Origin of the sequence: Rhizobium sp. SG2393, assembly GCF_042610495.1 — a bacterium.
Taxonomy (GTDB): domain Bacteria; phylum Pseudomonadota; class Alphaproteobacteria; order Rhizobiales; family Rhizobiaceae; genus RU20A.
Genome location: NZ_JBHGAP010000001.1, coordinates 309479 through 334858, shown reverse-complemented (window position 1 = coordinate 334858; position 25380 = coordinate 309479). Strand labels below are relative to the sequence as shown.

The 25380-nt window shown below is 63.8% G+C and carries 22 protein-coding genes; 11 read left to right on the top strand and 11 right to left on the bottom strand.

The window, feature by feature from the left end; all coding sequences use genetic code 11:
- Window positions 1–61 precede the first annotated feature (61 nt).
- The 5 genes from rnr (at window position 62) to rpmG (ending at window position 5119) form a co-directional block, all read left to right on the top strand.
- On the top strand, window positions 62–2332 hold the full coding sequence (gene rnr / locus ACED18_RS01590; RefSeq protein WP_377290969.1) for a ribonuclease R: 2271 nt from the start codon (window positions 62–64) through the stop codon (window positions 2330–2332).
- A gap of 135 nt (window positions 2333–2467) precedes the next feature.
- Window positions 2468–2929, top strand: coding sequence for a DUF983 domain-containing protein (locus ACED18_RS01585; RefSeq protein WP_377288367.1), 462 nt, complete (start codon window positions 2468–2470; stop codon window positions 2927–2929).
- Between the two features lie 50 nt (window positions 2930–2979).
- The gene (locus ACED18_RS01580) at window positions 2980–3660 is read left to right on the top strand and encodes an NUDIX domain-containing protein (protein ID WP_377288365.1); all 681 of its coding nucleotides are present in this window, start codon (window positions 2980–2982) and stop codon (window positions 3658–3660) included.
- Window positions 3661–3673: 13 nt separating this feature from the next.
- Entirely contained in the window at window positions 3674–4861 is a 1188-nt protein-coding gene (locus ACED18_RS01575) for an MFS transporter (protein ID WP_377288363.1), read from the top strand.
- A gap of 90 nt (window positions 4862–4951) precedes the next feature.
- A complete protein-coding gene (gene rpmG, locus ACED18_RS01570; RefSeq protein WP_003587245.1) occupies window positions 4952–5119 on the top strand; it encodes a 50S ribosomal protein L33 in 168 nt (55 codons plus the stop codon).
- A 690-nt stretch (window positions 5120–5809) separates the two neighbouring features.
- On the opposite strand, the gene ACED18_RS01565 is transcribed toward rpmG, so the two are convergent.
- Together ACED18_RS01565 and ACED18_RS01560 are read right to left on the bottom strand one after the other, a co-directional pair.
- A complete protein-coding gene (locus ACED18_RS01565; protein ID WP_377288361.1) occupies window positions 5810–7177 on the bottom strand; it encodes a PleD family two-component system response regulator in 1368 nt (455 codons plus the stop codon).
- Window positions 7178–7192: 15 nt separating this feature from the next.
- The gene (locus ACED18_RS01560) at window positions 7193–7564 is read right to left on the bottom strand and encodes a response regulator (RefSeq protein ID WP_149736776.1); all 372 of its coding nucleotides are present in this window, start codon (window positions 7562–7564) and stop codon (window positions 7193–7195) included.
- Window positions 7565–7728: 164 nt separating this feature from the next.
- On the opposite strand from ACED18_RS01560, the gene ACED18_RS01555 reads away from it, so the two are divergent.
- The 4 genes from ACED18_RS01555 to ACED18_RS01540 all read left to right on the top strand — a co-directional run bounded on the left by ACED18_RS01555 (window position 7729) and on the right by ACED18_RS01540 (window position 11429).
- Window positions 7729–8001, top strand: coding sequence for a DUF3572 domain-containing protein (locus ACED18_RS01555; protein WP_377288358.1), 273 nt, complete (start codon window positions 7729–7731; stop codon window positions 7999–8001).
- A 3-nt stretch (window positions 8002–8004) separates the two neighbouring features.
- Window positions 8005–8658, top strand: a complete 654-nt coding sequence (locus ACED18_RS01550; RefSeq protein WP_377288356.1) for a hypothetical protein — start codon at window positions 8005–8007, stop codon at window positions 8656–8658.
- Window positions 8659–8750: 92 nt separating this feature from the next.
- Complete coding sequence (locus ACED18_RS01545; protein WP_377288354.1) at window positions 8751–10058, top strand: DNA polymerase IV; 1308 nt, start codon at window positions 8751–8753, stop codon at window positions 10056–10058.
- Window positions 10059–10178: 120 nt separating this feature from the next.
- Window positions 10179–11429, top strand: coding sequence for a L,D-transpeptidase family protein (locus ACED18_RS01540; protein WP_377288352.1), 1251 nt, complete (start codon window positions 10179–10181; stop codon window positions 11427–11429).
- A gap of 26 nt (window positions 11430–11455) precedes the next feature.
- On the opposite strand, the gene dnaE is transcribed toward ACED18_RS01540, so the two are convergent.
- Window positions 11456–14959 carry a DNA polymerase III subunit alpha gene (gene dnaE, locus ACED18_RS01535; protein WP_377288350.1) on the bottom strand — a complete coding sequence of 1168 codons (3504 nt, stop codon included), beginning with the start codon at window positions 14957–14959 and terminating at the stop codon, window positions 11456–11458.
- Window positions 14960–15297: 338 nt separating this feature from the next.
- On the opposite strand from dnaE, the gene ACED18_RS01530 reads away from it, so the two are divergent.
- Window positions 15298–15552: a hypothetical protein gene (locus ACED18_RS01530; RefSeq protein ID WP_377288348.1), complete on the top strand. Its 255-nt coding sequence runs from the start codon at window positions 15298–15300 to the stop codon at window positions 15550–15552.
- Between the two features lie 27 nt (window positions 15553–15579).
- Window positions 15580–16158, top strand: a complete 579-nt coding sequence (locus ACED18_RS01525; RefSeq protein ID WP_377288346.1) for a hypothetical protein — start codon at window positions 15580–15582, stop codon at window positions 16156–16158.
- Between the two features lie 44 nt (window positions 16159–16202).
- Here the strand turns inward: ACED18_RS01525 and ACED18_RS01520 are convergent, their stop codons facing one another.
- The 8 genes from ACED18_RS01520 to nuoN form a co-directional block, all read right to left on the bottom strand.
- The gene (locus tag ACED18_RS01520; protein ID WP_377288344.1) at window positions 16203–16886 is read right to left on the bottom strand and encodes an ABC transporter ATP-binding protein; all 684 of its coding nucleotides are present in this window, start codon (window positions 16884–16886) and stop codon (window positions 16203–16205) included.
- Between the two features lie 58 nt (window positions 16887–16944).
- The gene (locus ACED18_RS01515; RefSeq protein WP_377288342.1) at window positions 16945–18273 is read right to left on the bottom strand and encodes a lipoprotein-releasing ABC transporter permease subunit; all 1329 of its coding nucleotides are present in this window, start codon (window positions 18271–18273) and stop codon (window positions 16945–16947) included.
- A gap of 59 nt (window positions 18274–18332) precedes the next feature.
- The gene (proS, locus tag ACED18_RS01510) at window positions 18333–19661 is read right to left on the bottom strand and encodes a proline--tRNA ligase (protein WP_377288340.1); all 1329 of its coding nucleotides are present in this window, start codon (window positions 19659–19661) and stop codon (window positions 18333–18335) included.
- Window positions 19662–20327: 666 nt separating this feature from the next.
- Window positions 20328–20597 (bottom strand): DUF1467 family protein, encoded by a 270-nt coding sequence (locus ACED18_RS01505; RefSeq protein WP_377288338.1) that lies wholly within the window; start codon window positions 20595–20597, stop codon window positions 20328–20330.
- Between the two features lie 78 nt (window positions 20598–20675).
- Complete coding sequence (gene mce / locus ACED18_RS01500; RefSeq protein WP_377288336.1) at window positions 20676–21080, bottom strand: methylmalonyl-CoA epimerase; 405 nt, start codon at window positions 21078–21080, stop codon at window positions 20676–20678.
- 134 nt (window positions 21081–21214) lie between these two features.
- Window positions 21215–22882 (bottom strand): ribonuclease J, encoded by a 1668-nt coding sequence (locus ACED18_RS01495; protein ID WP_377288334.1) that lies wholly within the window; start codon window positions 22880–22882, stop codon window positions 21215–21217.
- Window positions 22883–23150: 268 nt separating this feature from the next.
- A complete protein-coding gene (locus tag ACED18_RS01490) occupies window positions 23151–23924 on the bottom strand; it encodes a biotin--[acetyl-CoA-carboxylase] ligase (protein WP_377288332.1) in 774 nt (257 codons plus the stop codon).
- Window positions 23921–25363 (bottom strand): NADH-quinone oxidoreductase subunit NuoN, encoded by a 1443-nt coding sequence (gene nuoN / locus ACED18_RS01485; RefSeq protein WP_377288330.1) that lies wholly within the window; start codon window positions 25361–25363, stop codon window positions 23921–23923. Before nuoN ends, ACED18_RS01490 begins: the two co-directional genes overlap by 4 nt.
- Window positions 25364–25380 lie beyond the last annotated feature (17 nt).

Genomic DNA, 25380 nt, shown 5'->3' with positions numbered 1-25380 from the left:
CCAGAATGACAGGCCCGCGCCGCGGGGCAGCGAGACAGCGCTTGCCGCGGCGGATCAGCCGATCATCCATGGCGCGGTGCCGCCGCGCGACGTGCTGCTGCGGTTCATCACGGAAAATCCCGACCGTGCCTCCAAGCGCGAGATCGCCAAGGCCTTCGGCCTGAAGGCCGAGGCGCGCGTGGAACTGAAAGATGCGCTGCGCGCCCTTGAGGACGAAGGTTACGTCGAGAAGAAGCGCAAGTCGCTGACGCGGCCCGGCGCCCTGCCCCCGGTCACGGTTCTCGACATCACCACCCGCGACAAGGATGGCGAACTGATCGCCCGGCCTGCCGACTGGCCGGACGATGGCGGCGTGGCGCCGGCCGTACTGATCCGGCAGTCCTCGCAGGCCCGTTCCAAGGGCAAGACGCCCGTCGGAGGCGTTGGCGACCGAGTGCTGGCGAAGATCTTCCCCGCCAAGGAACGCGGCGGCCCGGCCTATACGGGCCGCATCATCAAGGTTCTCGACAAGAAGCGCGATGCCGTTCTCGGCGTCTTCCGCCTGCATGGCGAAGATGGCGGCGGGCGCATCCTGCCGATCGAGAGGCGCGGCGACGAGCTGGCGGTTCCCGCATCGGGTGTCGGTGACGCCAAGGACGGCGATCTGGTCGAGGTCGAGGTCTCCCGCGCCGGTCGCTACGGCCTGCCGCTTGCTTCGGTGCGCACCGTCATCGGTTCCGTCGCGTCGGAAAAGGCGATCTCGATGATCGCCATCTATGCGCATGGCATTCCGCATGTCTTCCCGGCCCGCGTCACCGCCGAGGCCGACGAAGCCGGCCCCGCCTCCATGGCGAAGCGCGAGGACTGGCGCGCCCTGCCCCTCGTCACCATCGACCCGGCGGATGCGAAAGACCATGACGACGCCGTGCATGCCGAACCCGATCCGTCCGAGGACAATCCAGGCGGGGTGATCGTCACCGTCGCGATCGCCGACGTCTCCTGGTATGTGCGCCCCGGCTCGGCGCTCGATCAGGAAGCGGCCAAGCGCGGCAATTCCGTCTACTTCCCCGACCGCGTCGTGCCGATGCTGCCGGAGCGGATCTCCAACGACCTCTGCTCGCTGAAGGAAGGCGTGGAGCGGCCGGCGCTCGCCGTGCGCATGCGCTTTTCCAAGGAAGGCCGCAAGGCGGGCCATACCTTCCACCGCATCATGATGAAGAGCGCGGCGAAGCTCTCCTACCAACAGGCCCAGGCCGCCATCGACGGGCGCCCGGACGACAAGACCGGGCCGATCCTCGAGACGATCCTCAAGCCGCTGTGGGATGCCTACCGGATCATGACCATCGGTCGTGATCGCCGCCAGCCGCTCGAACTCAACATGCCCGAGCGCAAGATCCTGCTGAAGCCCGACGGCACCGTGGACACCGTCATCGTGCCGGAGAGACTAGACGCCCACAAGCTCATCGAAGAGATGATGATCCAGGCGAACGTGGCCGCCGCCGAGACGCTGGAAGCCAAGAAGCAGGCGCTGATCTACCGCGTCCACGACCAGCCCTCGCTCGCCAAGCAGGAGACCCTGCGCGAGTTCCTGGCAACGCTCGACATTTCGCTCGCCAAGGGCGGCAACATGCGCTCCAACCATTTCAATGGCATTCTCTCGAAAGCGGAGGGCAAGCCCTTCGAGACCATGGTCAACGAGATGGTGCTGCGCTCCCAGAGCCAGGCGATCTACAGTCCCGAGAATATCGGCCATTTCGGCCTCAACCTGCTGCGCTACGCGCATTTCACCTCGCCCATCCGTCGCTACGCCGACCTCATCGTGCACCGCGCGCTGGTGGGGTCTCTCGGCCTCGGCGAAGGCGGCATCACGCCGAAGGAAGAGGCCGCGCTGGACGATATCGCGGCGGAAATCTCGACCTTCGAACGGCGCGCCATGGCGGCCGAGCGCGAGACGGTGGACCGGCTGATCGCCCATCATCTGGCCGATCGCGTCGGCCAGGAATTCGACGGGCGCATCTCGGGCGTGACAAAATCGGGACTATTTGTCACCCTGCCGGCCTATGGTGCGGATGGTTTCGTCCCTGTATCAACGCTCGGACGCGACTACTTCATCTATGACGAGGCGCATCAGGCGCTGACGGGCGAGAAGACCGGCCTCGGTTACAGGCTCGGCGATCCTGTCCGGGTCTCCTTGGCGGAAGCCGTGCCGCTTGCCGGCGCGCTGCGCTTCGAGATGGTCAGCGAAGGTCGCAAGATGCCGACGGCAATCCGTTCGTTCCACAAGTCGGGACGGCGGGACAGGGCCTTCGGGCGCAAGCAGCCCGGAACACGCCCGCCGCGCGGCAAACGATAGAGCGCTGCTCGATCTGACAGGATCAGATTGGCGTTCTAAGCTCTTTTGTTTGAAGCATAATCCTGTTGGCGCTCGTTTCATTGAGGTCGGATTATGCTCTAACGCCCGCCAGAAGGCGGGCCGAAAGGCAATGCCATGACTGTCGTCGAAACCCGCAAGATCGCCCTTGGAGGCGCCGTGACCGCCCCGGAAGAGCGGCCCGTTGCGCGCAGCATGCGCCGCGGCTTCCTCAACCGTTGCCCGGCCTGCGGCCAGGGAAGGCTGTTCGGGGGCTTCCTCAAGACGGTCGATCACTGCGCGTCATGCGACCAGCGGCTCGACGACCACCGAGCCGACGACCTCCCGCCCTATATCGTCATCACCATTGTCGGCCACATCATGGTCGGCGGCTACATGGCGACCGACCTCGTCTGGACACTGAACACCTGGCAGCATCTGGCGATCTGGGCACCGTTGACGGTGCTGGCGTCGGTCGCCCTCATGCAGCCCGTCAAGGGTGCGGTGATCGGCCTGCAATGGGCGCTGCGCATGCATGGTTTTGGCGATCACCCCGATGCGCCGGAGGACCCGCTGCCGGACACCGATCCGGCACGGTGAGGCCGTTGCGGCCTCCTTTGCCTGAAGATCCGGACCGGGTATCGGACGCTTTGCGTCCGCGCCGCGTGGTGCCGCGCGATGCGGCCAGCCTGATCCTGATCGATTCGAGCGGGCCCATGCCGAAGGTGCTGGTCGGACGGCGCGCGGCGGCGCACCGCTTCATGCCCAATCTCTACGTCTTCCCCGGCGGACGGCGTGATCCCGGCGATCACCGCATCAAGGCACTGGACGCCCTGCCCGCTCCCGTTGTCGATCGTCTGGCGCGGCGTGTCGCCAAGCGCCGCTTGGCCTGCGCCCGCCATGGTCTTGCCGTGACGGCGCTGCGCGAACTCTATGAAGAGACCGGCCTTTTGATCGGCCGCCTCGATGACCAGCATGACGACAGGACGACAAGCCACGGCCCAGCCCTTCTTCCAGCCCTTGGGCAGCTTCGCTACGTCGCCCGTGCGGTGACGCCGGCGACGTCACCCATGCGCTTCGACACGCGCTTCTTTGCGCTTTTTACCCACGAGGCCGGTATCGACCCCGCCGCGGTGCGTGACAGCCGCGAACTGGAAGACCTGCGCTGGATGGCGATCGACGACCGGCAGTCCGTGCCTCTACCGGCCATCACGGCGACGATTCTAGACGATCTCGCCGCCCGGCTCGCCATGGACCCGCATTTATCGTTTGAGCCCGGCGTGCCCTTCTACTACACAGTGCGCGGACGTTTTGTCCGCACCATGCTCTGAGGACTGACCGCGCATGCACCAGCCGTCACCCGGCCTTTCCAAGCCGGCCGAGGAACAGATCCACTGGCCGTCGCTCATCGCCGCCGTCGCGGCGATCTCTGCCGTCGGCATCGCGATCGGACTCGGTCTGCCGCTGCTCAGCATCATCATGGAAAAGCGTGGCATCTCCTCGACCATGATCGGCCTGAACTCGGCGATGGCGGGGCTTGCCTCCATGGCCGCCGCGCCGCTGACGACGAAGCTCGCCCACAAGATCGGCGTCGTCCCGGCCATGTTGCTGGCTATCCTCGTCGCGTCCATCTCCGCGCTCGGCTTTTATGCCATCGAGAATTTCTGGCTATGGTTCCCCCTTCGTGTCGCCTTCCACGGCGCGATCACGGTGATGTTCATCCTCTCCGAATTCTGGATCAACGCCACCGCCCCGCCACGCAAGCGCGGCCTTGTGCTCGGCATCTACGGCACGGTGCTGTCGCTCGGCTTTGCGACCGGCCCGCTGCTCTTCTCGATTCTCGGTAGCGAGGGCATCCTCCCCTTTGCGGTGGGCGCTGGCGTCATCCTGCTCGCCGCCATCCCGATCTTTATCGCCCGCAACGAATGTCCCGTCATCGACGAAAAGCCGGAACGGCATTTCCTGCGCTACGTCTTCCTCGTCCCGACCGCCACCGCTGCCGTCTTTATCTTCGGCGCTGTCGAATCAGGTGGCCTCTCCCTATTCCCGATCTTCGGCACGCGTGCCGGCTTTACGGAAGCGCAGGCAGCCCTGCTTCTGACCGTGATGGGCATCGGCAATGTGGTGTTCCAGATCCCGCTCGGCATGCTCTCCGACCGGATCAAGGACCGCCGCACGCTGCTCTCCATCATGACGGTCATCGGCCTCATCGGGGCTCTCAGCCTGCCGCTGCTGGTGCATAGCTGGCTGCTGACAGCCGTCGTGCTGCTGTTCTGGGGCGGCTGCGTCTCCGGGCTCTATACGGTGGGGCTCAGCCATCTCGGTTCGCGGCTGACCGGGGCGGATCTCGCAGCCGCCAATGCGGCCTTCATCTTCTCCTACGCGGTGGGCACGGTCGCCGGCCCGCAGGTCATCGGCGCGTCCATGGATGTCACCGGAAACTCCGGTTTTGCCTGGGCCATTGCCGGATTCTTCGCGATATACATCGTTTTGACCATCGGCCGCATGGTTTTGCGGCCCAAACAGGGTTGACTTTTCGGGCGCGATTTGTAGTTTCGCGCCACCTCAGACCGTGGCTGCCCAGGCCGTCCACGGCAACATCCATTTAAAGGCAGGACGACCATGGCAAAGGCAACCACCATCAAGATCAAGCTTCTGTCGACGGCCGACACGGGTTTCTTCTACGTCACGACCAAGAACAGCCGTACGATGACGGACAAGATGACGAAGACCAAGTACGACCCGATCGCCAAGAAGCACGTCGAGTTCAAGGAAACGAAGATCAAGTAATCTTCGCTTCATCCTTCGTGATTGCAGAGAGCGCCGTGTCATCCGACCGGCGCTTTTTTGCTGTCCGCGAGTCGGACAGGCCGGGTGTATGGAGAGATGCCGGATCAGGGACATCAGCCTTCAGCCACATTCGCAGCCGCATGTCGTCCAAAATGCAAAAACGCCACTCCTTTGTTCAAGGAGTGGCGTCTGAATGGGGGTCGGCTGGCTAGCCGCTACGGCACGAGGAACCGATATTGCGGAGAACCAACCGACCGACCCCACGACCCAGGAGATGCGGCGGACCTGAGCATCATGGGGTAACCGGATAAATGCAGAGAGTTGCTGTCTCTCTTCTATGCAAAGGATTACGCGAAATCGGCAGAAAAGCAACGGTTTCTTAACCAAGGCCAGCCGGAAACACATTTATGGTTAAAACGCAGGTAAGCTTTGCCGCTCGCGGCCGGGAATGGGCATGGAGCGCGACTATAGGCGCTCAAAACCCGCCGCTATAGTGCAAGGCCAATCCACTCTACCTCGATACCGGCAGGGAAAGACTCGGACCCGCAGCGGTGCAGCGCGAGGCGCATCGCCCAACATCCAACGGACCACATATTTTTCAATGCCTTATGGGAAATTGGTCACTCAGCCCGCCATGGCTGACGCTCGGCAGGAGCCCGCCGAACAAAGCGGCGCGCTCCGGCTGCTGCATCAGGCCGCAGCGGCGACCACGCGGTTGCGGCCGCTGTTCTTGGCTTCGTAGAGGGCCCGATCGGCGCGGCGCACCAGCGTCTCCGGCGTATCTTCGCCGGGCACCAGCGATGCGATCCCGAGCGAGGCGGTGATCGAGAGCGGCCCCTCTCCTCCGGGAATCGTAAAGGGAATCGATTCGACGATGAAGCGTAGCCGCTCGGCGACCGATTCGGCCGTCTCGCGCGTGGTATCCGGCATGACGACGACGAACTCTTCTCCGCCGTAGCGGCAAGCGAGGTCAGCGCCACGCACCGTCGAGCGAATGCGGCGGGCAAATTCCCGGATGACGGCATCACCGACATCGTGGCCATAGGTATCGTTGACGGACTTGAAGCGGTCGATATCCGTGATGCAGAGCGACAGTTCGCGGCCGCGGGCAACGGCGCGATCGATCAGCAGCTTCAGGTGGTTGTCGAGATAGCGGCGATTGTGGAGGCCGGTCAGTCCGTCTGTCACGGCCAGCTCGATCGTTTCCTGCAGGCTGGTGCGCAGGCGATCATTGTAGCGCTTTCGGCGGATCTGCGTCAGCGAACGCGCCACCAGTTCATTGGGGTCGAGCGGACGCATGATGTAGTCGGTGACGCCCAGTTCGAAGGCGCGAACCACCGTATCGTCGGCGCCCTGCTCCACGACAAGCAGCACGGGGATGTAGCGGGTCCGCTCCAGCGATCGCAGTTGCGAGCACAGGCGCAGCGGATCGTAATCCTCGAAGTTCGAGTTGACGATCACGAGGTCGAAATTGCTTTCGGCGGCCTCGAAAAGGGCGGCCTGCGGATCGGAGAGCGCCGTTACCTCGGCGATGGGCGCCAGCGCCTTGTGGATGCGTTCCTGCGAGCTCGCACGCCCATCCACAACCAGCACGCTGCCGGGCTCTTCCTGCCGGTCGCGCGCCGCCATGTCCTGCAAGGCGATCGCATGCGCCGTTTCGGCACGGTGGCGCAGTTCGTCGCTCACATTCTTCAGCCGGACCAGGCTCTTTACCCGCGACATCAGTTGCAGATCATTGACGGGCTTGGTGAGGAAGTCGTCCGCGCCGACCTTGAGCCCGCGGACGCGATCCGAAGGCTGGTCGAGGGCGGTGACCATGACAACGGGAATGTGGGCCGTACGGCTGTTTGCCTTCAGGCGCTCGCACACCTCGAACCCGTCAATGCCGGGCATCATGATGTCGAGAAGCACAAGATCGACCGGGCAGGTCTCGCAGATCGCAAGTGCCTCATAGCCGTCACGTGCGGTCAGCACCTCGTAATAGTCGGCGATCAGCCGGGCTTCCAAGAGCTTCACATTTGCGGGGATGTCGTCAACGACGAGGATACGGGCTGTCATTGATCTGGTCCGGCCTCACGCATCACCGAGATAAGTCTTTATTGTTTCAATAAATTTCGGAACTGAAATCGGTTTAGAAACATAGGCCTCGCACCCGCCCTGCCGAATGCGCTCCTCGTCGCCCTTCATGGCGAAGGCCGTGACCGCGATCACCGGAATGACGTGCAGCTCATCGTCTTCCTTGAGCCACTTCGTCACCTCCAGGCCGGAGACTTCCGGCAGCTGGATGTCCATGAGAATCAGGTCGGGGCGATGGCGGCGGGCGAGTTCGAGCGCCTCCATGCCATTGCGCGTCTGGATGGTGCGATAGCCCGATGCCTCGATCAGGTCGCGAAAGAGCTTCATGTTCAGCTCGTTGTCTTCGACAATCATGACCTGTTTCGGCATCTGGATGTCCTGATAAGGGCGATGGACTTGAAACCCGTTAGGCTGTCGATAAGTTCAGCCAGACGGGACACAAACCATCCTCTTTGCCGAACGCTAGAGGCATTTGGTTGAGAAATCGGAAACTTCCCCCGGGAAGGAACAGCATCTTGGAAGGAACTCATAAAGTGAGCGACGCTGAACAGATCGCCATCAACGCGCTCGCCTGGCTTGCTCACGAGCCGGAACAGTTGTCACGGTTCCTGGCGCTGACCGGCAGCGATGTCGGCGACCTCAGGCGGCAGGCATCCTCGCCCGGTTTCCTTGCCGGCGTGCTCGACTTCCTGATGGGGCATGAGCCGACGCTGATCGCCTTTGCGGCGGCAAACGACATCGCGCCGGAGCGTGTGGTTTCGGCCGCCCATGCGCTCGGCGGCGCGCCCCATCAAGGAGGCTACTGAGCCATGGTGTCTTCAGTGGGCGCAGTCAGGGAGCAATTGAGGGATCGGCCACTGCTGGTCTGCGATATTGACGAAGTGGTCCTCGAATTTCTGGGCCCGTTTCGCCGTTTCCTGGCGGCGTCCGGGCTGAAGCTTCTGCCGCGCTCCTTTCGTCTGCATGGCAATATCGTACATATCAACACGGGGGAACCGATCCCGGACGACGCCGTTCACCCGCTCATCGAGCGCTTCTTCGAGGTTCAGTGCGACTGGCAGACGCCGGCCTGCGACGTGGCCGCGACGCTCGCAGCGCTTGGCGAGAAGGCGGACGTCGTTTTCCTGACAGCCATGCCGCCGCGTCATCATGATCTGCGCCGTACGCTTCTGAACGGCTTTGACCTGACCTTCCCGATGATCGCGACGGAGGAACCGAAAGGCCCGGTGGTTGCGGATCTGCATCGCAATCGCGATCTGCCCCTCGCCTTCATCGACGATATCGCCCGCAATCTCGCTTCCGTCGGTGCCAGCGTTCCGCAATGCCTGCTGGTGCATCTGATGGCCGACCGGGAATTCCGCGCGCTGATGCCGGAGCCGGAGGCGCCGGTGGTCTGCGCGGAGGACTGGGCCGGTGCCCGCCTGCTCGTCACCAACCATTTCTGGGCCGACGCATCCCACTGATCCGCCCGCTGCGGTATGGACCTTCTCGTGCCGCCCCTTGAAGGCGGGCGGCACGGCGCGTAAGGTCGCGATGTTCAATCTTTGTTCCCGAGATGACCACCGAGACCCCGCCCCGCCCAGGCTTTTGTCGTGACTGTCTCGCGCCCCAGCGCGAAGGCGAACGGCGTTGCCGCGCCTGCGGCAGCCCGCGGCTTCTCTTCCATTCCGAACTCTTCGACCTTTCCATCGCCCACATCGACTGCGACGCATTCTATGCCTCCGTCGAAAAGCGCGACAATCCGGATCTCGCGGACAAACCCGTGATCATCGGCGGCGGCAAGCGCGGTGTCGTCTCCACCGCCTGCTACATTGCCCGCATTCGCGGAGTCCGCTCGGCCATGCCGATGTTCAAGGCGCTCGATGCCTGCCCCGACGCCATCGTCATCAAACCGGACATGGAGAAATACAGTCGTGTCGGGCGCGAGGTGCGCACCATGATGCAGGAGCTGACGCCGCTCGTGCAGCCGCTTTCGATCGACGAGGCCTTCCTCGATCTCTCGGGGACCGAGCGCCTGCACCACGATCCCCCGGCCCGCACGCTGGCGCGGCTCGCCGCGCGTATCGAGGCAGAGATCGGCATTACCGTTTCCGTCGGCCTGTCCTACTGCAAGTTCCTCGCCAAGGTCGCTTCCGACCTGCAGAAGCCGCGCGGCTTTTCCGTCGTCGGGCAGGCAGAAGCGATCGACTTCCTGCGCGACCGTCCCGTCACCACCATCTGGGGTGTGGGAAAGGCCTTTGCGGAGACGCTGTCGCGCGACGGCATCCGCACCATCGGACAGTTGCAGACGATGGAGGAAGGCGACCTCATGCGCCGCTACGGCACGATGGGGCAGCGGCTGTTCCATCTGTCGCGCGGCGAGGATGACCGGCGCGTGGAGATCGACGGCGAGGCGAAAAGCGTGTCGGCGGAGACGACCTTCAACGAGGATATCCACAGGCTGGACGAGCTGACGGTGCATCTGCGGCGGCTCAGCGAAAAGGTCGCCTTTCGTCTGCGCCGCTCGTCCATTGCGGGTCACACCGTGGTGCTGAAGCTGAAGACGACCGACTTCAAGATCCGCACCCGCAACCGGCGGCTCGACAGCCCGACCCAGCTCGCCGACCGCATCTTCCGCACCGGGCTTTCCATGCTGGAGCGCGAGGCGGACGGGACGCGGTTTCGCCTGATCGGCATCGGCGTCAACGATCTCGGCGATCCCGCCCGGGCCGATCCGCCCGATCTCGTGGACCGCCAGGCAGCCCAGCGCGCCAAGGCGGAAGCGGCGATGAATGCGCTGCGCGACAAGTTCGGCCGCGATAGCGTCGAGACCGGCTATACGTTTGGCCGGCAACGCAAGCCCGAGCCCCCGACCACCGAATAATGCGCCCGCCTCACCCGTTCATCAGGCAAACGTGATCGCTCCAGGCGGGCGATCGGTCAAACTTCATTAAACCTCTAGCGATAGCCTGTGCGGCAGTTTGTATTGCGTCGGATCATCACCATGTCGTTCGGTATTGCGTTGCGTGGCGGGCTCGCCGCCCTGTGTCTTGTTTCGGGAACCGCACTGTCGCCGCTGATGGCCTTTGCTGCGGGCGGAACGGCCCCTCTCCAGATCGTGGTCACCAAGGACAGCCAGTCGCTCGTCGTCTATGACGGTGACACGGTGGTCGCCACCTCGCGCGTCTCCACCGGCAAGAAGGGACACGCCACGCCGACCGGCATCTTCTCGGTGCTCGAAAAGCGGCGCATGCACCATTCCAACATCTACAGCAACGCGCCCATGCCCTTCATGCAGCGCCTGACCTGGTCGGGCATCGCACTGCACGCCTCCAACAGCGTGCCGAGCTATCCCGCCTCGCATGGCTGCGTGCGGCTGCCCAACGCCTTTGCGCCCGAGCTCTACAAGATGACGACGCGCGGCGTGCATGTGATCATCTCCGACCGTGAGGTGGTGCCGGCCGAGGTCTCCGATGCGTGGCTCTTCCAGCCGGAGAAGCCGGCGCCGCAGTTGCTCAGCGATGCGACGCTTCGTCTCGGCATGGAGCATACGGGCAGTGTCGAGGTCGCCATGAATGCCGCCCCGTCCGGCGCCGACGCGGCGAAGGTCACCACGCCGGCATCGGACGAACCGCCGATCCGCATGCTGATCACCCGGCGCGGCGAGCGCGAGACGACGGCAGCGCTGCAAGCCGTACTGCATGGCCTTGGCTACGATGCCGGCATTGCGGACGGCGTCGTCGGTCCGAAGACGCGGGAGGCGATCCGGCTGTTCCAGGGCCGCCAGGGGATGATGGTGACCGGCAAGATCAGTGACGCGCTGGTGCATGCCGTCTATATCGCTGCCGGCCAGCCGGAACCCGGCAATGCGCATCTGATGGTCCGCCAGAATTTCGCGCCGCTGTTCGACGTACCGGTCACGATCCGTGACCCCGCCGTGGCACTGGGCACCCATTTCCTGCAATTCCAGGACATCGATTCGGCAAGCGGCAAAGGCCGCTGGTTCGGCGTGACCATGGACAATGCGCTTTCGACCGCCACCAAGGCCCGCCTCGGCATCACCGCCGATGCCGACCAGAACGCGACGATTGCCGAAACGCTGGCGCGCATCACGATTTCCGCAGATGTCCGGGCCCGCATCGGCGCCCTGCTCGCGGAAGGTTCGTCGCTGACGATCTCCGATACCGGACTTGGTCCGGAAACCGGCCACGGCACGGATTTCGTGACGCTGACGCGCCCCGCTTCCAAGAGCTGAGCGGGGCCTCCGCCCCGCCCCTCGCATCAGACGAGTTCGACATCCACGATGCCGGGCGACGCGCGGAGCGCTGCTGCAATCTCCGGCGAGATGCGATAGCGCTCGGCCAGTTCCACCTCGATCTCGCGCTGGCCGTTTTCCTTGATGACGATGAAGGAGACCAGGCCTTCGCCCTTGGCATTCAGATGCGCGGCGACCGAACGCAGCGGGCCTGAATCGCGGACATAGACCCTGAGCGCCTTCTGCATCTGCAGCGACTTTTCCTCCAGCGACTGCAGCGTCTGGATCCGGAGCCCGATGCCTTCCGGGCGTTCCTCCGCCTGCACGGTCATCACCATGGATTTGCCGGCTTCGAGCAGGTCGCGATACTGGTTCAGCATTTCCGAGAAGAGCACCGCCTCGAACTGGCCGGAGGCATCGGAAAAGGTGACGATGCCCATCTTGTTGCCGGTGCGGGTCTTGCGCTCCTGCTTGGCCGTGACGGTGCCGGCCAGACGTCCGGCGGTGGCGCCCTTCTTCACCGCGACGGAGAAATCCTGGAAGGTCTGGACGCGCATCTTGGCCAGAAGGTCGTTGTAGCTGTCGAGCGGGTGGGCAGAGAGATAGAAGCCGAGCACCTGGAATTCGCGGTGCAGCTTTTCCGAGGCCAGCCAGGCGGTATAGGCGCTGAAGGAAATCCGTTCCGGCCCCGTGGCGGAGCCGGCGCCGAACATGTCGCTCTGCCCGCTCACTTTGTTGCCCTGCAGGCGCTGGGCGTAACCGAGAATGCGATCGAGACCGCCCACCAGTTCGGCGCGGTCGCGGCCGAAGCAGTCGAAGGCACCGGCGCAGATCAGGCTTTCGAAGACGCGGCGGTTCAGCAGCTTCGGGTCGATCCGGAGGCAGAAATCCTCGATGCTGTCGAAGGGCGTGTCGCCGCGCACGGCGACGATGTGCTCCACCGCAGCCTCGCCCACGCCCTTGATCGCGGCAATCGAATAATAGATGCGGTTCTCGCCCGTCTCGAAATGGCGGAAGGATGTCTGCACCGAGGGCGGAATGACGGCGATGCCGAGGCGCCCGGCATCCTGCCTGAAGTCGTTGACCTTTTCCGTATTGGCCATGTCGAGCGTCATGGAGGCCGCCAGGAACTCGACCGGGAAATGCGCCTTCAGATAGGCCGTCTGGTAGGAGACGATGGCGTAGGCGGCGGCATGCGACTTGTTGAAGCCGTAGTTCGCGAACTTCGCGAGCAGGTCGAAGATGATGTCGGACTGCGCCTTCGAGACGCCGTTCTTCATGGCGCCCTCGACGAAGCGCTCGCGCTGCTGGTCCATCTCCGCCTTGATCTTCTTGCCCATGGCGCGGCGCAGAAGGTCGGCTTCGCCGAGCGAGTAGCCCGACAGGACCTGGGCGATCTGCATCACCTGCTCCTGGTAGACGATAACCCCCTGGGTTTCCTTCAGCAGGTAATCGATCTTCGGATGGATCGATTCGATCTCCTCCTCGCCGTGCTTGCGGGCATTGTAGACGGGGATGTTTTCCATCGGGCCCGGGCGATAGAGCGCCACCAGCGCGATGATGTCCTCGATGCAGTCGGGGCGCATGCCAATGAGCGCCTTGCGCATGCCGGCACTTTCCACCTGGAAGACGCCGACCGTATCACCCTTCGACAGCATTTCGTAGGTCTTGGCGTCATCAAGCGGGATGGTGGCGAGATCGACGGTGATGCCGCGCTTGGCGATGAAATCCACCGCCGTCTTCAGCACCGTCAGCGTCTTCAGGCCGAGGAAGTCGAATTTGACGAGGCCGGCCTGCTCGACCCATTTCATGTTGAACTGGGTGACCGGCATGTCCGAGCGCGGGTCGCGATACATGGGCACGAGCTGCGAGAGCGGACGATCGCCGATCACGATGCCGGCGGCGTGGGTGGAGGCGTGGCGGTAGAGACCCTCGATCTTCTGGGCGATGTCGAGGAGGCGGGCGACGACCGGCTCCTTGTCGGCCTCCTCCTGCAGGCGCGGCTCTTCCTTGATCGCCTGCGAGAGCGGCGTGGGATTGGCCGGATTGTTGGGCACGAGCTTGCAGATCTTGTCGACCTGGCCGTAGGGCATTTCCAGCACGCGGCCGACGTCGCGCAGGGCGGCGCGGGCCTGCAGCGACCCGAAGGTGATGATCTGCGCCACCTGTTCGCGCCCGTATTTGCGCTGCACGTAGCGGATCACCTCTTCGCGCCGCTCCTGGCAGAAGTCGATGTCGAAGTCGGGCATCGAGACGCGCTCGGGATTGAGGAAGCGTTCGAAGAGCAGCGAGAAGCGCATGGGATCGACGTCGGTGATCGTCAGCGCATAGGCCACCAGCGAGCCCGCGCCCGAACCGCGGCCCGGACCGACGGGAATATCGTGTTGCTTGGCCCATTTGATGAAGTCGGCAACGATCAGGAAGTATCCAGGGAACTTCATGCGCTCGATGACACCGAGTTCGAAGTCGAGGCGTTCGCGGTACTCCTCCACCGTGAAGCCGGGTGCGGTTCCGAGAAGCTCCAGACGGGCATCCAGCCCCTCCACGGACTGGCGGCGAAGCTCGGCCGATTCGGCGCGCTCGGCCTCCTCCGCATCGTCGGTCGCGCCGGTGAAGCGCGGCAGGATGGGCTTGCGGCCCTTCAGGATGTAGGAGCAGCGCTCAGCGATCTCGACGGAGTTTTCCAGCGCCTCCGGCAGGTCGGCAAACAGCTTCATCATGTCGGCGCGGCTTTTCAGGTAGTGATCCTGTGTGAGCCGGAAGCGCTCATCGTCGGAGACCATGGCATTGTGCGCCACCGCCATCAGCGCGTCATGGGCCTCGTAATCGGCGGGCGTCGGGAAAAAAGCCTCGTTGGTGGCGACCAGCGGCAGGTCATGCCGATAGGCAAGCTCGACCAGACGGCGCTCGTGCTGCTTGTCATAGCCGCGATGGCGCTGCAGCTCGACATAGAGGCGATCGCCGAAGGCCTTCTTGAGCGCCAGCAGCCGGCTGACGGCAACCGCCTTGTGGTCCTGCAGCAACGCCATGTCGATCGGGCCCGTCCTGGCACCCGTCAACGCGATCAGCCCATCGGTGTCCTCGCCCAGCCAGGAGAGAAGGATGCGGGCCGCCTGGTTGCCCTCGCCGTCGAGATAGGCGCGGCTGACGAGATCCACGAGGCGCGTATAGCCCGCCTCGGTGGCGGCGAGCAGGATGATCGAGGGAAGTTTTTCCAGCTGGTGCTGGTGGCCGCGCCGCTCCGGCAGGCTGTCGCCATCCTCCATGTCGATGGAAAGCTGGCAGCCGATGATCGGCTGGATACCATCGCCGCTGGCCTTCTGGGCAAACTCCAGCGCGACGAAAAGATTGTTGGTGTCGGTGATCGCGATGGCCGGCTGATTGTCGGCCGCCGCCTTGCCGAGGATCTTCTTCAGCGGCAGCGCGCCTTCCAGCAGCGAATAGGCCGAATGGACGCGCAGATGTACGAAGCCGGGGCTTGCCGCGATGGGGCCTTGCCCCTCACCTGCTGCGCCTGTTGCGTCCGCCATGGCCGACCTCCTGATTCCGAAAGAGGCTAAAGGGTATCGGCAATGCCGGCTGCAGAGTCAAAGGGCGCCCGGCCCTCCTCCCCCATATCCACGATCACAAGGCGGTGCGGCGGACCTTGAGGCGGCGGAGGAGAAGGCGCCGGGCCTTCCCACATGTCCGCTTCCACGGGGAGAGGAAGACGGACGCGAGGCGGAGGATCATCCTCCGTCCGGAGGCCGTAGCGGGCGGCATCCGGAAGCTTGCGGCTGCGTGGGCGCCTGCCGGCGGCGGTGCCGGCTGACGGCCACGCTCCCGCCCGCGCCAAGGCAGGGTTCGGCGCGGACGAAACGGTGATCACATGCCCATCACGATGACGGAGAGGCTGGCGATGAAAAGGGTGATGGAGGTGAATGCGGCGATGTCACGAAGGAAGTCGGTCATGGCGTTCTCCTGTTCCGTTATGTTTTTATATTGTTCTATTTTTGTTCCAATCGTCAAGGTATTTGATCGGCATTTTCACGATTTCGGGGCGGGATGGTTAATGGAGGAGCATGGCGGCCCGGCTCGGGCGACGGAGCCACAACCGCTGGACCGGCATGCATCTTCGCTTTAGGTTCGACAGGCATGAGGAGGATAGAGAATGCGAATTGCACCGTTTGTCACCGCGCTGATGATCAGCGCCGTCGGCCTTCCCGCCCTCGCCCAGCCGATCGATCCCGACCGGATCGCGGCGGCGGCGACCGGGGATTTCGACAAGGACGGCACGAATGATCTCGTGCTTTTGGTGGCGCCGCCGGAGAGTGCCGGGAATGAGGACCACAGTGTCTACCTGTTCCTGACGGGCGAGACGGGCAAGCTGGAACTGAAGGAGATCGTGCCCAATCTGGTGTGGGGTGCCTACGAGATGGCCGGACAGAATGCGTCGCTGGAAGCCCTGCCGAACGGCTCCTTCGTCATCATCTCCCACAATGACGGGATCGGGCGCGACCGCTGGGAACAGCGGCTCACAGTCGCCTATCGCAACAACGAGTTCGCGGTCGCAGGCTACACCTATACGGCCTACGACACGCTCAATCCGGATGCCAGTCAGGCCTGTGACATCAATATGCTCACGGGCAAGGGCAAGGCGAACGACAAGCCCGTCGCCATTCCGGGCAAGCTGATCTATCTGCGCGACTGGAAGGACGAGATGGGCAGCAAGCCCTGCGGACTGGAATAGCCGCGTGACGGCCGGCCGTCTGGCCGGCACACCTCAGGAAAACGTCAGAACTCGACGACCTTGCCGTCCTCGATCGTCACGCGGCGGTCCATGAGGCCGGCGAGTTCGTGGTTGTGGGTGGCGATCATGGCGGCGAGGCCCGACTGGCGCACCAGCGCCTCGAGCGCCTCGAAGACGTAGCCGGCGGTTTCCGGGTCGAGATTGCCGGTCGGCTCGTCGGCCAGAAGCACGAGCGGCGCATTTGCCACGGCGCGGGCGATGGCGACGCGCTGCTGCTCGCCGCCGGACAGTTCGGCGGGACGATGTTCCGCACGGTGACCGATGCGCATGTAGTCGAGCAGCGCCGCAGCCCGCTCGCGCGCCTCGGCTTTCGGCAGGCCGGCAATCAGCTGCGGCATCATGATGTTTTCAAGCGCGGTGAATTCCGGCAGCAGATGGTGGAACTGGTAGACGAAGCCGATCTCGTTGCGGCGGACGGCCGTGCGCTTCTCATCCGGCAGATTGCCGCAGGACAGGCCGTTGATCTTCACCTCGCCGCCATCGGGCTTTTCCAGAAGACCGGCGATCTGCAGCAGCGTCGACTTGCCGGTGCCGGACGGCGCCACGAGTGCCACCGTTTCGCCGCTGTGCAGGCTGAAATCGGCACCCTTGAGGATCGACAGGAAGGTTTCGCCCTGCGGGTAATGGCGCTCGACGCCGGTCAATTGCAGTGCCACGCGCTGGGTCATCGGCGGGTCCTTGTGCCTTCGGGGCTTGGTCTTGTCACGAGCATTGCGGATCGCGGCATCATTCGTAGCGCAGCGCCTGCACCGGATCGAGGCGCGAGGCGCGCCAGGCCGGGAAGATGGTGGCGAGGAAGGACAGCGCCAGCGCCATGAGCACGACGGAGATCGTCTCGCCGGGGTTCATGTCGGCCGGAAGCTGGCTGAGGAAATAGAGCTCCGGATTGAAGATCGTCGTTCCCGATATCCAGGAGAAGAACTGGCGGATCGATTCGATGTTGAGGCAGACGACGACGCCAAGCGCCACACCGGCAAAGGTGCCGACAATGCCGATCGCCGCGCCGGTCATGAAGAAGATGCGCATCACGGCGCCGGAGGTGGCGCCCATGGTGCGCAGGATGGCGATGTCGCTGCCCTTGTCCTTGACCAGCATGATGAGGCCCGAGACGATGTTGAGCGCCGCCACCAGTACGATCAGCGTCAGGATCATGAACATCACGTTGCGCTCCACCTGCAGGGCGGAGAAGAAGGTCTTGTTGCGGTCGCGCCAGTCGGTGAGGAAGATCTGCCGGCCGGCGGCATCCTCGATCGGCTTCCTCAACTGGTCCACCTGATCGGGATTGCTGACGAAGATCTCGATCGACTGAACGATACCCTCCACGTTGAAGTAGAGTTGGGCTTCTTCCAGCGGCATGAAGATGATCGAGGCATCATATTCCGACATGCCGATCTCGAAGATGCCCGATACGGTATAGGATTTGACGCGCGGATTGACGCCGAGCGGCGTCACGTCGCCTTCCGGCGCCACCAGCGTGATCGTGTCGCCGGCCTTGAGGCCGAGCTGGTCGGCCATGCGCGAGCCGATGAGGAGGCCGGAGCCGGAGGCAAAGCCCACCATGTCGCCGGAGGTGATGTGGTCGGAGATCGACTTCATCTTGCCGAGGTCATCGGCGCGCACGCCACGCACCAGCGCGCCGGTGCCCGCACCACCGGCGCCGGAGGCAAGCGTCTGGCCCTCGATCATCGGGATCGCCATCGTCACACCCGGCACGGTTTCCAGCCGCTTGGCGAGATCGGCGTAATCGTTCAGCGGACTGTCGATCGGCTGCACGATCATGTGGCCGTTGATGCCGAGAATGCGGGAGATGAGTTCGGTGCGGAAGCCGTTCATCACGGCCATGACGATGATGAGGGTCGCAACCCCCAGCATGATGCCGATGAAGGAAAAGCCGGCAATGACGGAGATGAAGGCTTCCTTGCGGCGCGAGCGCAGGTAGCGCCAGGCCACCATGCGCTCGAAGGCCGAAAAGGGCCGGCTGCCGCGCGGCAGGTCGCCGCCCTGCCCCGTGCTTTCCGGTGCGGTGCCGTTCATGCTGTCGGTCGCGGCGCTCATCCCAGTCCCTTCACTTGGTCACAGCCCTCGGGCGTGCGGCCTTCCTCAGTTGGCGGCCCTCACCGGCCGGCGGTCAGGCGGTTGACGGCTGCCTCGACGGACAGGGTCTGGCGCTCGCCGGTCTTGCGGTCCTTGATCTCGACCTCGCCATTGGCGATGCCGCGCGGGCCGACGATGATCTGCTGGGGAACACCGATGAGGTCGGCGGTCGCGAACTTCGCGCCGGCGCGATCGTCGGTGTCGTCATAGAGCATGTCGAGGCCCGCATTGGACAATGCCTGATAAAGCTTGAGCGAGGCTTCGTCGCAGGCGGCATCGCCCGCCTTCATGTTGATGACGACGGCATCGAAGGGGGCGACGGAAGCCGGCCAGATGATGCCGTTGTCGTCATGGGAGGCTTCGATGATCGCCGGAACGAGGCGCGTCGGGCCGATGCCGTAGGAGCCCATGTGGACCAGGTGCTCCTTGCCGTCGGGGCCGAGAACCTTGGCGCCCATGGGCTCGGAATATTTGGTGCCGAAATAGAAGATGTGGCCGACCTCGATGCCGCGGGCCGAGAGGCGCTCGCCTTCGGGAATCGCCTCGAAGGCTTCGGCATCGTGCATTTCGGATGTGGCGGCGTAGACCGAGGTCCACTTGTCGAAGATCGCCTGCAGGCCGGCGACATCATCGAAATCGGTATCGACGGGCGGCGTGTCGAAGGTCACGAAGTCCTTGTGGCAGAAGACTTCCGATTCGCCGGTATCGGCGAGAATGATGAATTCGTGGCTGTGGTTGCCGCCGATCGGGCCGGTGTCGGCGCGCATGGGAATGGCGCGCAGGCCAAGCCGCTCGAAGGTGCGCAGATAGGCCGCGAACATGCGGTTATAGGCGTGGATCGCGCCTTCCTTGGTCAGGTCGAAGGAGTAGGCGTCCTTCATCAGGAATTCGCGCGAGCGCATGGTGCCGAAGCGCGGGCGCATCTCGTCGCGGAACTTCAGCTGGATGTGGTAGAGGTTGAGTGGCAGATCCTTGTAGGACTTCACCGAGGAACGGAAGATGTCGGTGATCATCTCCTCGTTCGTCGGGCCATAGAGCATCGGGCGCTCCTGGCGGTCCTTGATGCGCAGCATTTCCTTGCCGTAATCCTCGTAGCGGCCGCTCTCCTGCCAGAGTTCGGCAGACTGCAGCGTCGGCATCAGGAGCTCGATGGCGCCGGAGCGGTCCTGCTCCTCGCGGATGATGCGGTTGACCTTGTCGAGCACTCGCTTGCCGAGCGGCAGCCAGGAATAGATACCGGCCGACTGCTGGCGGATCATGCCGGCGCGCAGCATCAGGCGGTGGGAGACGATTTCCGCCTCCTTGGGGTTTTCCTTCAGGATCGGCAGGAAGTAGCGGGAAAGACGCATCGTAGTGTCCAGACAGGGTTACATCCGCTTGGAAGCAGATTCGGGCAAATTCAGGATATCGGAAAGCCCAGCCCAGAGCGGCGTCGGCCGCTTTCCTTGCAGCCCCGCGCTCCCATTCAGGACAGCACCCGCCGAGTCACCCGTTCTCGTTTCGTGAAGCGTTCATAGACGCTTCGCACCGGGAAGAAAACCCGCTCGAAAGCTCCGCAAGGCTGGCAAACCGGCGCGTCGCACAGGTTTCAACTGCCGTTTACGCAAACGTAAGTCATATCTGCCGGTTGTGACGGCGACACGTTTTTGTCAACAGCAAAAAAATGCCAGACTGTGTCAAAAATGCAAAAAAAGAAGATGACATAGATTAGTGGTTGGGCTAGTTTCGGCTCACAAAAGAGGCAAGGAGATTAAATTCTTGTCGAAATTCGCGGTCAAGTCTTGGGAGGATCAGATCTAAGGCGCGTTCACCCGCAGCCGCCGGAAACGGATAAGGATCACGCGAAACTTAAAAAACAAGGCTTCAAGCCTTGTTTTTTTTTGCTTTCTTGCAAATCAGCAGAGGGCGATCAACGGATCGCTACTGTCTGCACATCCGCCGCATTCTACCGATACCGACATCGGATGGCGTCTTTGCGACGTGGCCTTGGCGGCAGGATCGACCGACAGTCGGACTCAATAAAATTTGGGTGCAAATCGCGGTATGGCATCGAAGCCGAGGCCGAAGCGGTCGGACAGAATGTACCAGCCGATGTGGATGACGGCCGCGGCGATCGACGTAACGATGACGATCCGCAAGCCGCGAAACCGCGTGGGGGCGCTTTCCACCGTCCCGGGAACCACGTGATTGTCTTCCGCCTGCGTGCGCAGGCCGAACGGCAGGACCGCGAAGAGCGTGATCCACCAGATGACGAAGTAGACGGCGAAAATCGAGAACCAGGTCATGCGGACGCTCCAGACATCAGGCCGGCTTCTATACCGCGCCCGTCGGTCCGCATGAAGGGAAATCGACGCGCCCTTCTGTCACACCTCTTCGAGCTCGATCAGGCAGCCCATGAAATCCTTGGGATGCAGGAAGAGGACGGGTCGGCCATGGGCACCGATCTTCGGTTCGCCGTCACCGAGCACGCGGGCGCCCTCGCCTTTCAGCCGATCGCGGGCCGCGCGGATATCGGCCACCTCGTAGCAGATGTGGTGCATGCCGCCGGAGGGGTTCTTGTCGAGAAAGGCGGAAATCGGAGAGGCCGCGCCCAGCGGCTCCAGGAGCTCGACCTTGGTGTTCTCAAGCTCCACGAAGCAGACGGTGACGCCATGCTCGGGCAGCGCCTGCGGCGCCGAGACGGAAGCCCCGAGCGTATCGCGGTAGCGAGCGGCGGCGGCGGCGAGATCGGCGACCGCCAGTGCGATATGATTGACGCGACCGAGCATCGGCTTTCCTCCTGTCAGGCTTTCAGACCCGCCGGACGAGCCGGCGGGCGCACCGTGCTACAGCATGTCTTTTCCTGAAACCGCGGCACACTGTCAGGAGACATGCTTTACACACCAAGCCCGCTTCTTTTCCATCAGACCTTCGTCACGAAGACGGTGACAAGCGGCTTCTTGCCCCAGATCTGGTTGGCGGTGGAGCGCACGGCGCGGCGCACGGCCTCCTGCAGCATGGCGAGATCCTTGCGCTTGCCGCGCGGGATGCTCTCGACGGCGCCGAGCACGGCGTCATAGAGCGTGTCTTCCATGTCCTCGCCTTCGTCATCGAACTCGGGCAGGCCGATCGCGACGAGATCGGGGTCGGCGACGAAATCATAGCGCTCGTTGAGCACGACGCTGACCGAGACATGGCCGGCAAAGGAGAGCTTGCGGCGCTCGCCGATGCCCATTTCGTCGAAATCGCCGATCAGGTTGCCGTCCTTGAAGATGCGGCCATGCGGGGCTTCGTCCACCACGTCGGGCTCGCCCGGCGCCAGCTTCAGCATGTCGCCGTTGCGCACGCGCGGCACCTTGGCGATGCCGGACTGGCGGGCAAGCTCGCCATGCGCCGTCAGGTGCGCGGCCTCGCCATGCACGGGCACGACGATCTCAGGCTTCAGCCAGCCATACATCTGCTGCAGTTCGTTGCGGCGCGGGTGGCCGGAGACGTGCACCAGCGCCTCGCTGTCGGTGACGATCAGGATGCCCTGTTCGATCAGGCCGTTCTTGATGTCGTTGATCGCCTTCTCGTTGCCGGGAATGGCGCGCGAGGAAAAGACGATCGTGTCGCCGGCCGAAAAGGCGACATTGCGCATCTCGTCGCGGGCGATCTTGGCGAGCGCGGCGCGCGGCTCGCCCTGGGAACCCGTGAGGATCACCACGACCTTGTCGCGCGGGATATAGCCGAATTCATCCTCGTCGATGAAGGGCTTGATGCCTTCCATGAGGCCGATGTCGCGGGCAACAGCGACGACGCGCTTCATGGAACTGCCGAGCAGCAGCACTTCGCGGTCGGCGGCTTCCGCCGCGCGCGCAATCGAGCGGATGCGGCCGACATTGGAAGAAAAGGTGGTGATGCCGACCCGCCCTTCGGCATTGCGGATGATCTCCGTCAGGCTGTCGGAGACCTCGCGCTCGGAGGGGGAAACGCCATCGCGCATGGCGTTCGTGCTGTCGCAGACGAGCGCCAGCACGCCCTCTTCGCCAATGGCGCGCAGGCGGTCTTCATCCGTCAGCGGTCCGAGCGAGGGCTCGAGATCGATCTTCCAGTCGCCGGTGTGAACGACCGCACCGAGCGGCGTGCGGATGTGCAGCGCCATCGGCTCGGGGATCGAGTGGTTGACACCGATCGCCTCGATTTCGAAGGGGCCGACATTGATGCGGTCGCCCTGCTTGAAAATGGTGATGGGCAATTCGCCGCGCGTGCCCTCGTAGTTGCGCTTGGCCTCCAGCATGCCCGCGGTAAAGGGCGAGGCGTAGATCGGCACGGCAAGACCGGGCCACAGATCGTTCAGTGCACCGTAATGGTCTTCATGCGCATGGGTGATGATGATGCCCAGCAGATTCTTGCGCTCATGGGCAAGGAAGCTCACGTCCGGCAGCACGAGATCGACGCCCGGCAGATCGGGGCCCGGGAAAGTCACGCCGCAATCGACCATGATCCATTTTCGCTGCTTGGGCCAGCCGAAGCCGTAAAGCGCGAGATTCATGCCGATTTCGCCCACGCCGCCAAGCGGCAGAAAGACGAGTTCGTCTTGGTCAGCCATTGTGTCAGTCACTTTCGTTTCGGCGGCACCTCCCGGCGCGGCCTTCAATCCATAGAGTTTTCGCCGCTGGCATGGACTGCCAGACGGGACGAAGCGATCCCCAGACGACGCCCTGCGCCGTCTCCATTCGGCGCAACCGGCGGGGTCCCCGGCTGCACCTTCAAATCCTTCCGGCGAATCCCTCCGGCAAATGCCTCCGGATGCCGAAGCCGTTACCCAACTGTCCCCTGCCTCCCCGTCGCGAATGCGCCGCGCCAGGTCTCAGGCGTCAAACGGGCGTGAAGAACACGTCGCCAGCCGCAATCCGCATCACGGCGCCGTCATCCGTCTCCAGCATCAGGCGACCGGTCTCGTCGATATCGACGAAGCGGCCTGGAATGGATCGGTCGGTCATGTTGACCGTGATCGGCCGACCAATGCCGTGCGCCGCCGCGCGCCAGTCCGCAACGATCGCCTCAAGTCCGCGACCAGCATCCCACAGATGAAGCGCCGCCGCCATCTCCATGAACAGATGGGTGAAGAGTTCGTCGGGGAGAACCGTGCCGCCGGCCTCGCGGATCGTGGTGACGGGGTAGAGCGTCGCCTCGGGCGCCGTCGCGATATTGATGCCGATGCCGATGACCACGGCGTGGCGGCCGTCGGGAAGCTTCTCGCCTTCGATCAGGATGCCGCACATCTTGCGGCCGTCGATCAGGATGTCGTTCGGCCATTTGACCGCAGCCTTGGCGCCATCCGGCGGCAGCACGGCCTGCACCGCGCGCTGCACCGCCACGGCGACGGCAAGCGGCAGACTTCCGAGCGCCTCGATGGGCGCCACGTCCATCAAAAGGAGGGAAGCGTAGAGATTGCCGGGCTCGGAGGCCCAGGGACGCCCGCGCCGGCCGCGACCGCCCAGCTGGCGGTCCGCCGTGATCCAGAGATGTCCCGGATCACCCGACCGCGCCCTTTCGAGCGCGGCCGTATTCGTCGAGCCGATCTCCGGCAGATGTTCGTGGCGGAAGGCATCCAGGCGATGCCGTCCGGCAGGCGAAGCCGTGATCAAAAGAAGGTCCGTGCTGCGACTTCCGCCGCGCTGCCGAGCGGACCGCCGATCAGGATGTAACCCACCACGAAGAGCGCGGAGAGGCCGAAGACGAGGCGCAGTTCGCCGGCCGTGCGGCCGAATTCGCCCTTGGGATCATCGAACCACATGAGCTTGATGATGCGCAGGTAGTAGTAGGCGCCAACGACGGAGGCGAGTACGCCGATGATGGCCAGCGCGTAGAGCTTCGCCTCGATGGCGGCCATGAACACGAAGTACTTGGCGAAGAAGCCCGCGAGCGGCGGAATGCCGGCCAGCGAGAACATCAGGATCGTCAGCACGACGGCCATGAAGGGCTTGGTCTGCGACAGGCCGGCGAGATCGTCGGTGCTTTCCACCGCCTCGCCGTCCTTGCGGCGCATGGCGAGAATGCAGGCGAAAGTACCGAGCGTCATGACCATGTAGATCAGCATGTAGATGAGCACGCCGCGTACGCCGGCAACGGAGCCGGAGGCGAGACCAACCAGCGCATAGCCCATGTGACCGATGGAGGAATAGGCCATCAGTCGCTTGATGTTCTTCTGGCCGATCGCCGCGAAGGCGCCGAGCAGCATGGAGGCAATGGAGATGAAGACGACGATCTGCTGCCAGTCATGGCCGACCGGCTGGAAGGCTTCGATGACGATGCGGACCAGCATGGCCATGGCCGCGACCTTCGGTGCAGCGGCGAAGAAGGCCGTCACCGGCGTCGGCGCGCCTTCGTACACGTCCGGCGTCCACATGTGGAACGGCACGGCCGAGATCTTAAAGGCGATGCCGGCAAGCACGAAGACGAGGCCGAAGACGAAGCCGAGCGAACGGGTTTCCGACGTCAGCGCCTGCGCAATCTCGGCAAAGCCCGTATGGCCGGTGAAGCCGTAGACCAGCGACATGCCGTAGAGCAGCAGGCCGGACGAGAGCGCGCCGAGCACGAAGTACTTCAGGCCCGCTTCCGTGGAGCGCAGGCTGTCGCGGTTGATGGCGGCGACGACATAAAGGGCGAGCGACTGGAGTTCGAGGGCCAGATAGACCGAAATCAGGTCGTTGGCCGAGATCATCAGCAGCATGCCGAGCGTTGCGAGCACCACGAGAACCGGAAACTCGAAGCGGTCGATCTGTTCCGACTTGGCGTGGCCGACGGTCATGACGAGCGCCGTGATCGAGCCGATCAGCGCCAGCACCTTCATGAACTTGGCAAAGGCATCCGACACGAAGACGCCGCCATAGGCGACACCATCGCCGGTGCGCAGCACGAGCCAGAGGCCGGAAATGATGAGCAAGGCAACCGCCAGCCCCGTGACGGTCGAGGTTGACTTCTCGCCGGAGAAGACGCCGACCATCAACAGGAACAGCGCGCCGATGGCGAGGATCAGTTCCGGCGCCGAAAGGTGCAGGCTTGAGATGAGGGTTTCAACGGTCATTGTCCCACGGATCCTGT

Coding starts and splice junctions, on each gene's coding strand:
- ACED18_RS01550 (WP_377288356.1), top strand. CDS start 8,005: ATGGTGTCTTCAGTGGGCGCAGTCAGGGAGCAATTGAGGGATCGGCCA.
- ACED18_RS01575 (WP_377288363.1), top strand. CDS start 3,674: ATGCACCAGCCGTCACCCGGCCTTTCCAAGCCGGCCGAGGAACAGATC.
- ACED18_RS01505 (WP_377288338.1), bottom strand. CDS start 20,597: ATGACCTGGTTCTCGATTTTCGCCGTCTACTTCGTCATCTGGTGGATC.
- ACED18_RS01540 (WP_377288352.1), top strand. CDS start 10,179: ATGTCGTTCGGTATTGCGTTGCGTGGCGGGCTCGCCGCCCTGTGTCTT.
- ACED18_RS01495 (WP_377288334.1), bottom strand. CDS start 22,882: ATGGCTGACCAAGACGAACTCGTCTTTCTGCCGCTTGGCGGCGTGGGC.
- dnaE (WP_377288350.1), bottom strand. CDS start 14,959: ATGGCGGACGCAACAGGCGCAGCAGGTGAGGGGCAAGGCCCCATCGCG.
- nuoN (WP_377288330.1), bottom strand. CDS start 25,363: ATGACCGTTGAAACCCTCATCTCAAGCCTGCACCTTTCGGCGCCGGAA.
- ACED18_RS01565 (WP_377288361.1), bottom strand. CDS start 7,177: ATGACAGCCCGTATCCTCGTCGTTGACGACATCCCCGCAAATGTGAAG.
- ACED18_RS01525 (WP_377288346.1), top strand. CDS start 15,580: ATGCGAATTGCACCGTTTGTCACCGCGCTGATGATCAGCGCCGTCGGC.
- ACED18_RS01520 (WP_377288344.1), bottom strand. CDS start 16,886: ATGACCCAGCGCGTGGCACTGCAATTGACCGGCGTCGAGCGCCATTAC.
- ACED18_RS01585 (WP_377288367.1), top strand. CDS start 2,468: ATGACTGTCGTCGAAACCCGCAAGATCGCCCTTGGAGGCGCCGTGACC.
- ACED18_RS01545 (WP_377288354.1), top strand. CDS start 8,751: ATGACCACCGAGACCCCGCCCCGCCCAGGCTTTTGTCGTGACTGTCTC.
- ACED18_RS01530 (WP_377288348.1), top strand. CDS start 15,298: ATGCCCATCACGATGACGGAGAGGCTGGCGATGAAAAGGGTGATGGAG.
- ACED18_RS01560 (WP_149736776.1), bottom strand. CDS start 7,564: ATGCCGAAACAGGTCATGATTGTCGAAGACAACGAGCTGAACATGAAG.
- rpmG (WP_003587245.1), top strand. CDS start 4,952: ATGGCAAAGGCAACCACCATCAAGATCAAGCTTCTGTCGACGGCCGAC.
- proS (WP_377288340.1), bottom strand. CDS start 19,661: ATGCGTCTTTCCCGCTACTTCCTGCCGATCCTGAAGGAAAACCCCAAG.
- ACED18_RS01515 (WP_377288342.1), bottom strand. CDS start 18,273: ATGAGCGCCGCGACCGACAGCATGAACGGCACCGCACCGGAAAGCACG.
- mce (WP_377288336.1), bottom strand. CDS start 21,080: ATGCTCGGTCGCGTCAATCATATCGCACTGGCGGTCGCCGATCTCGCC.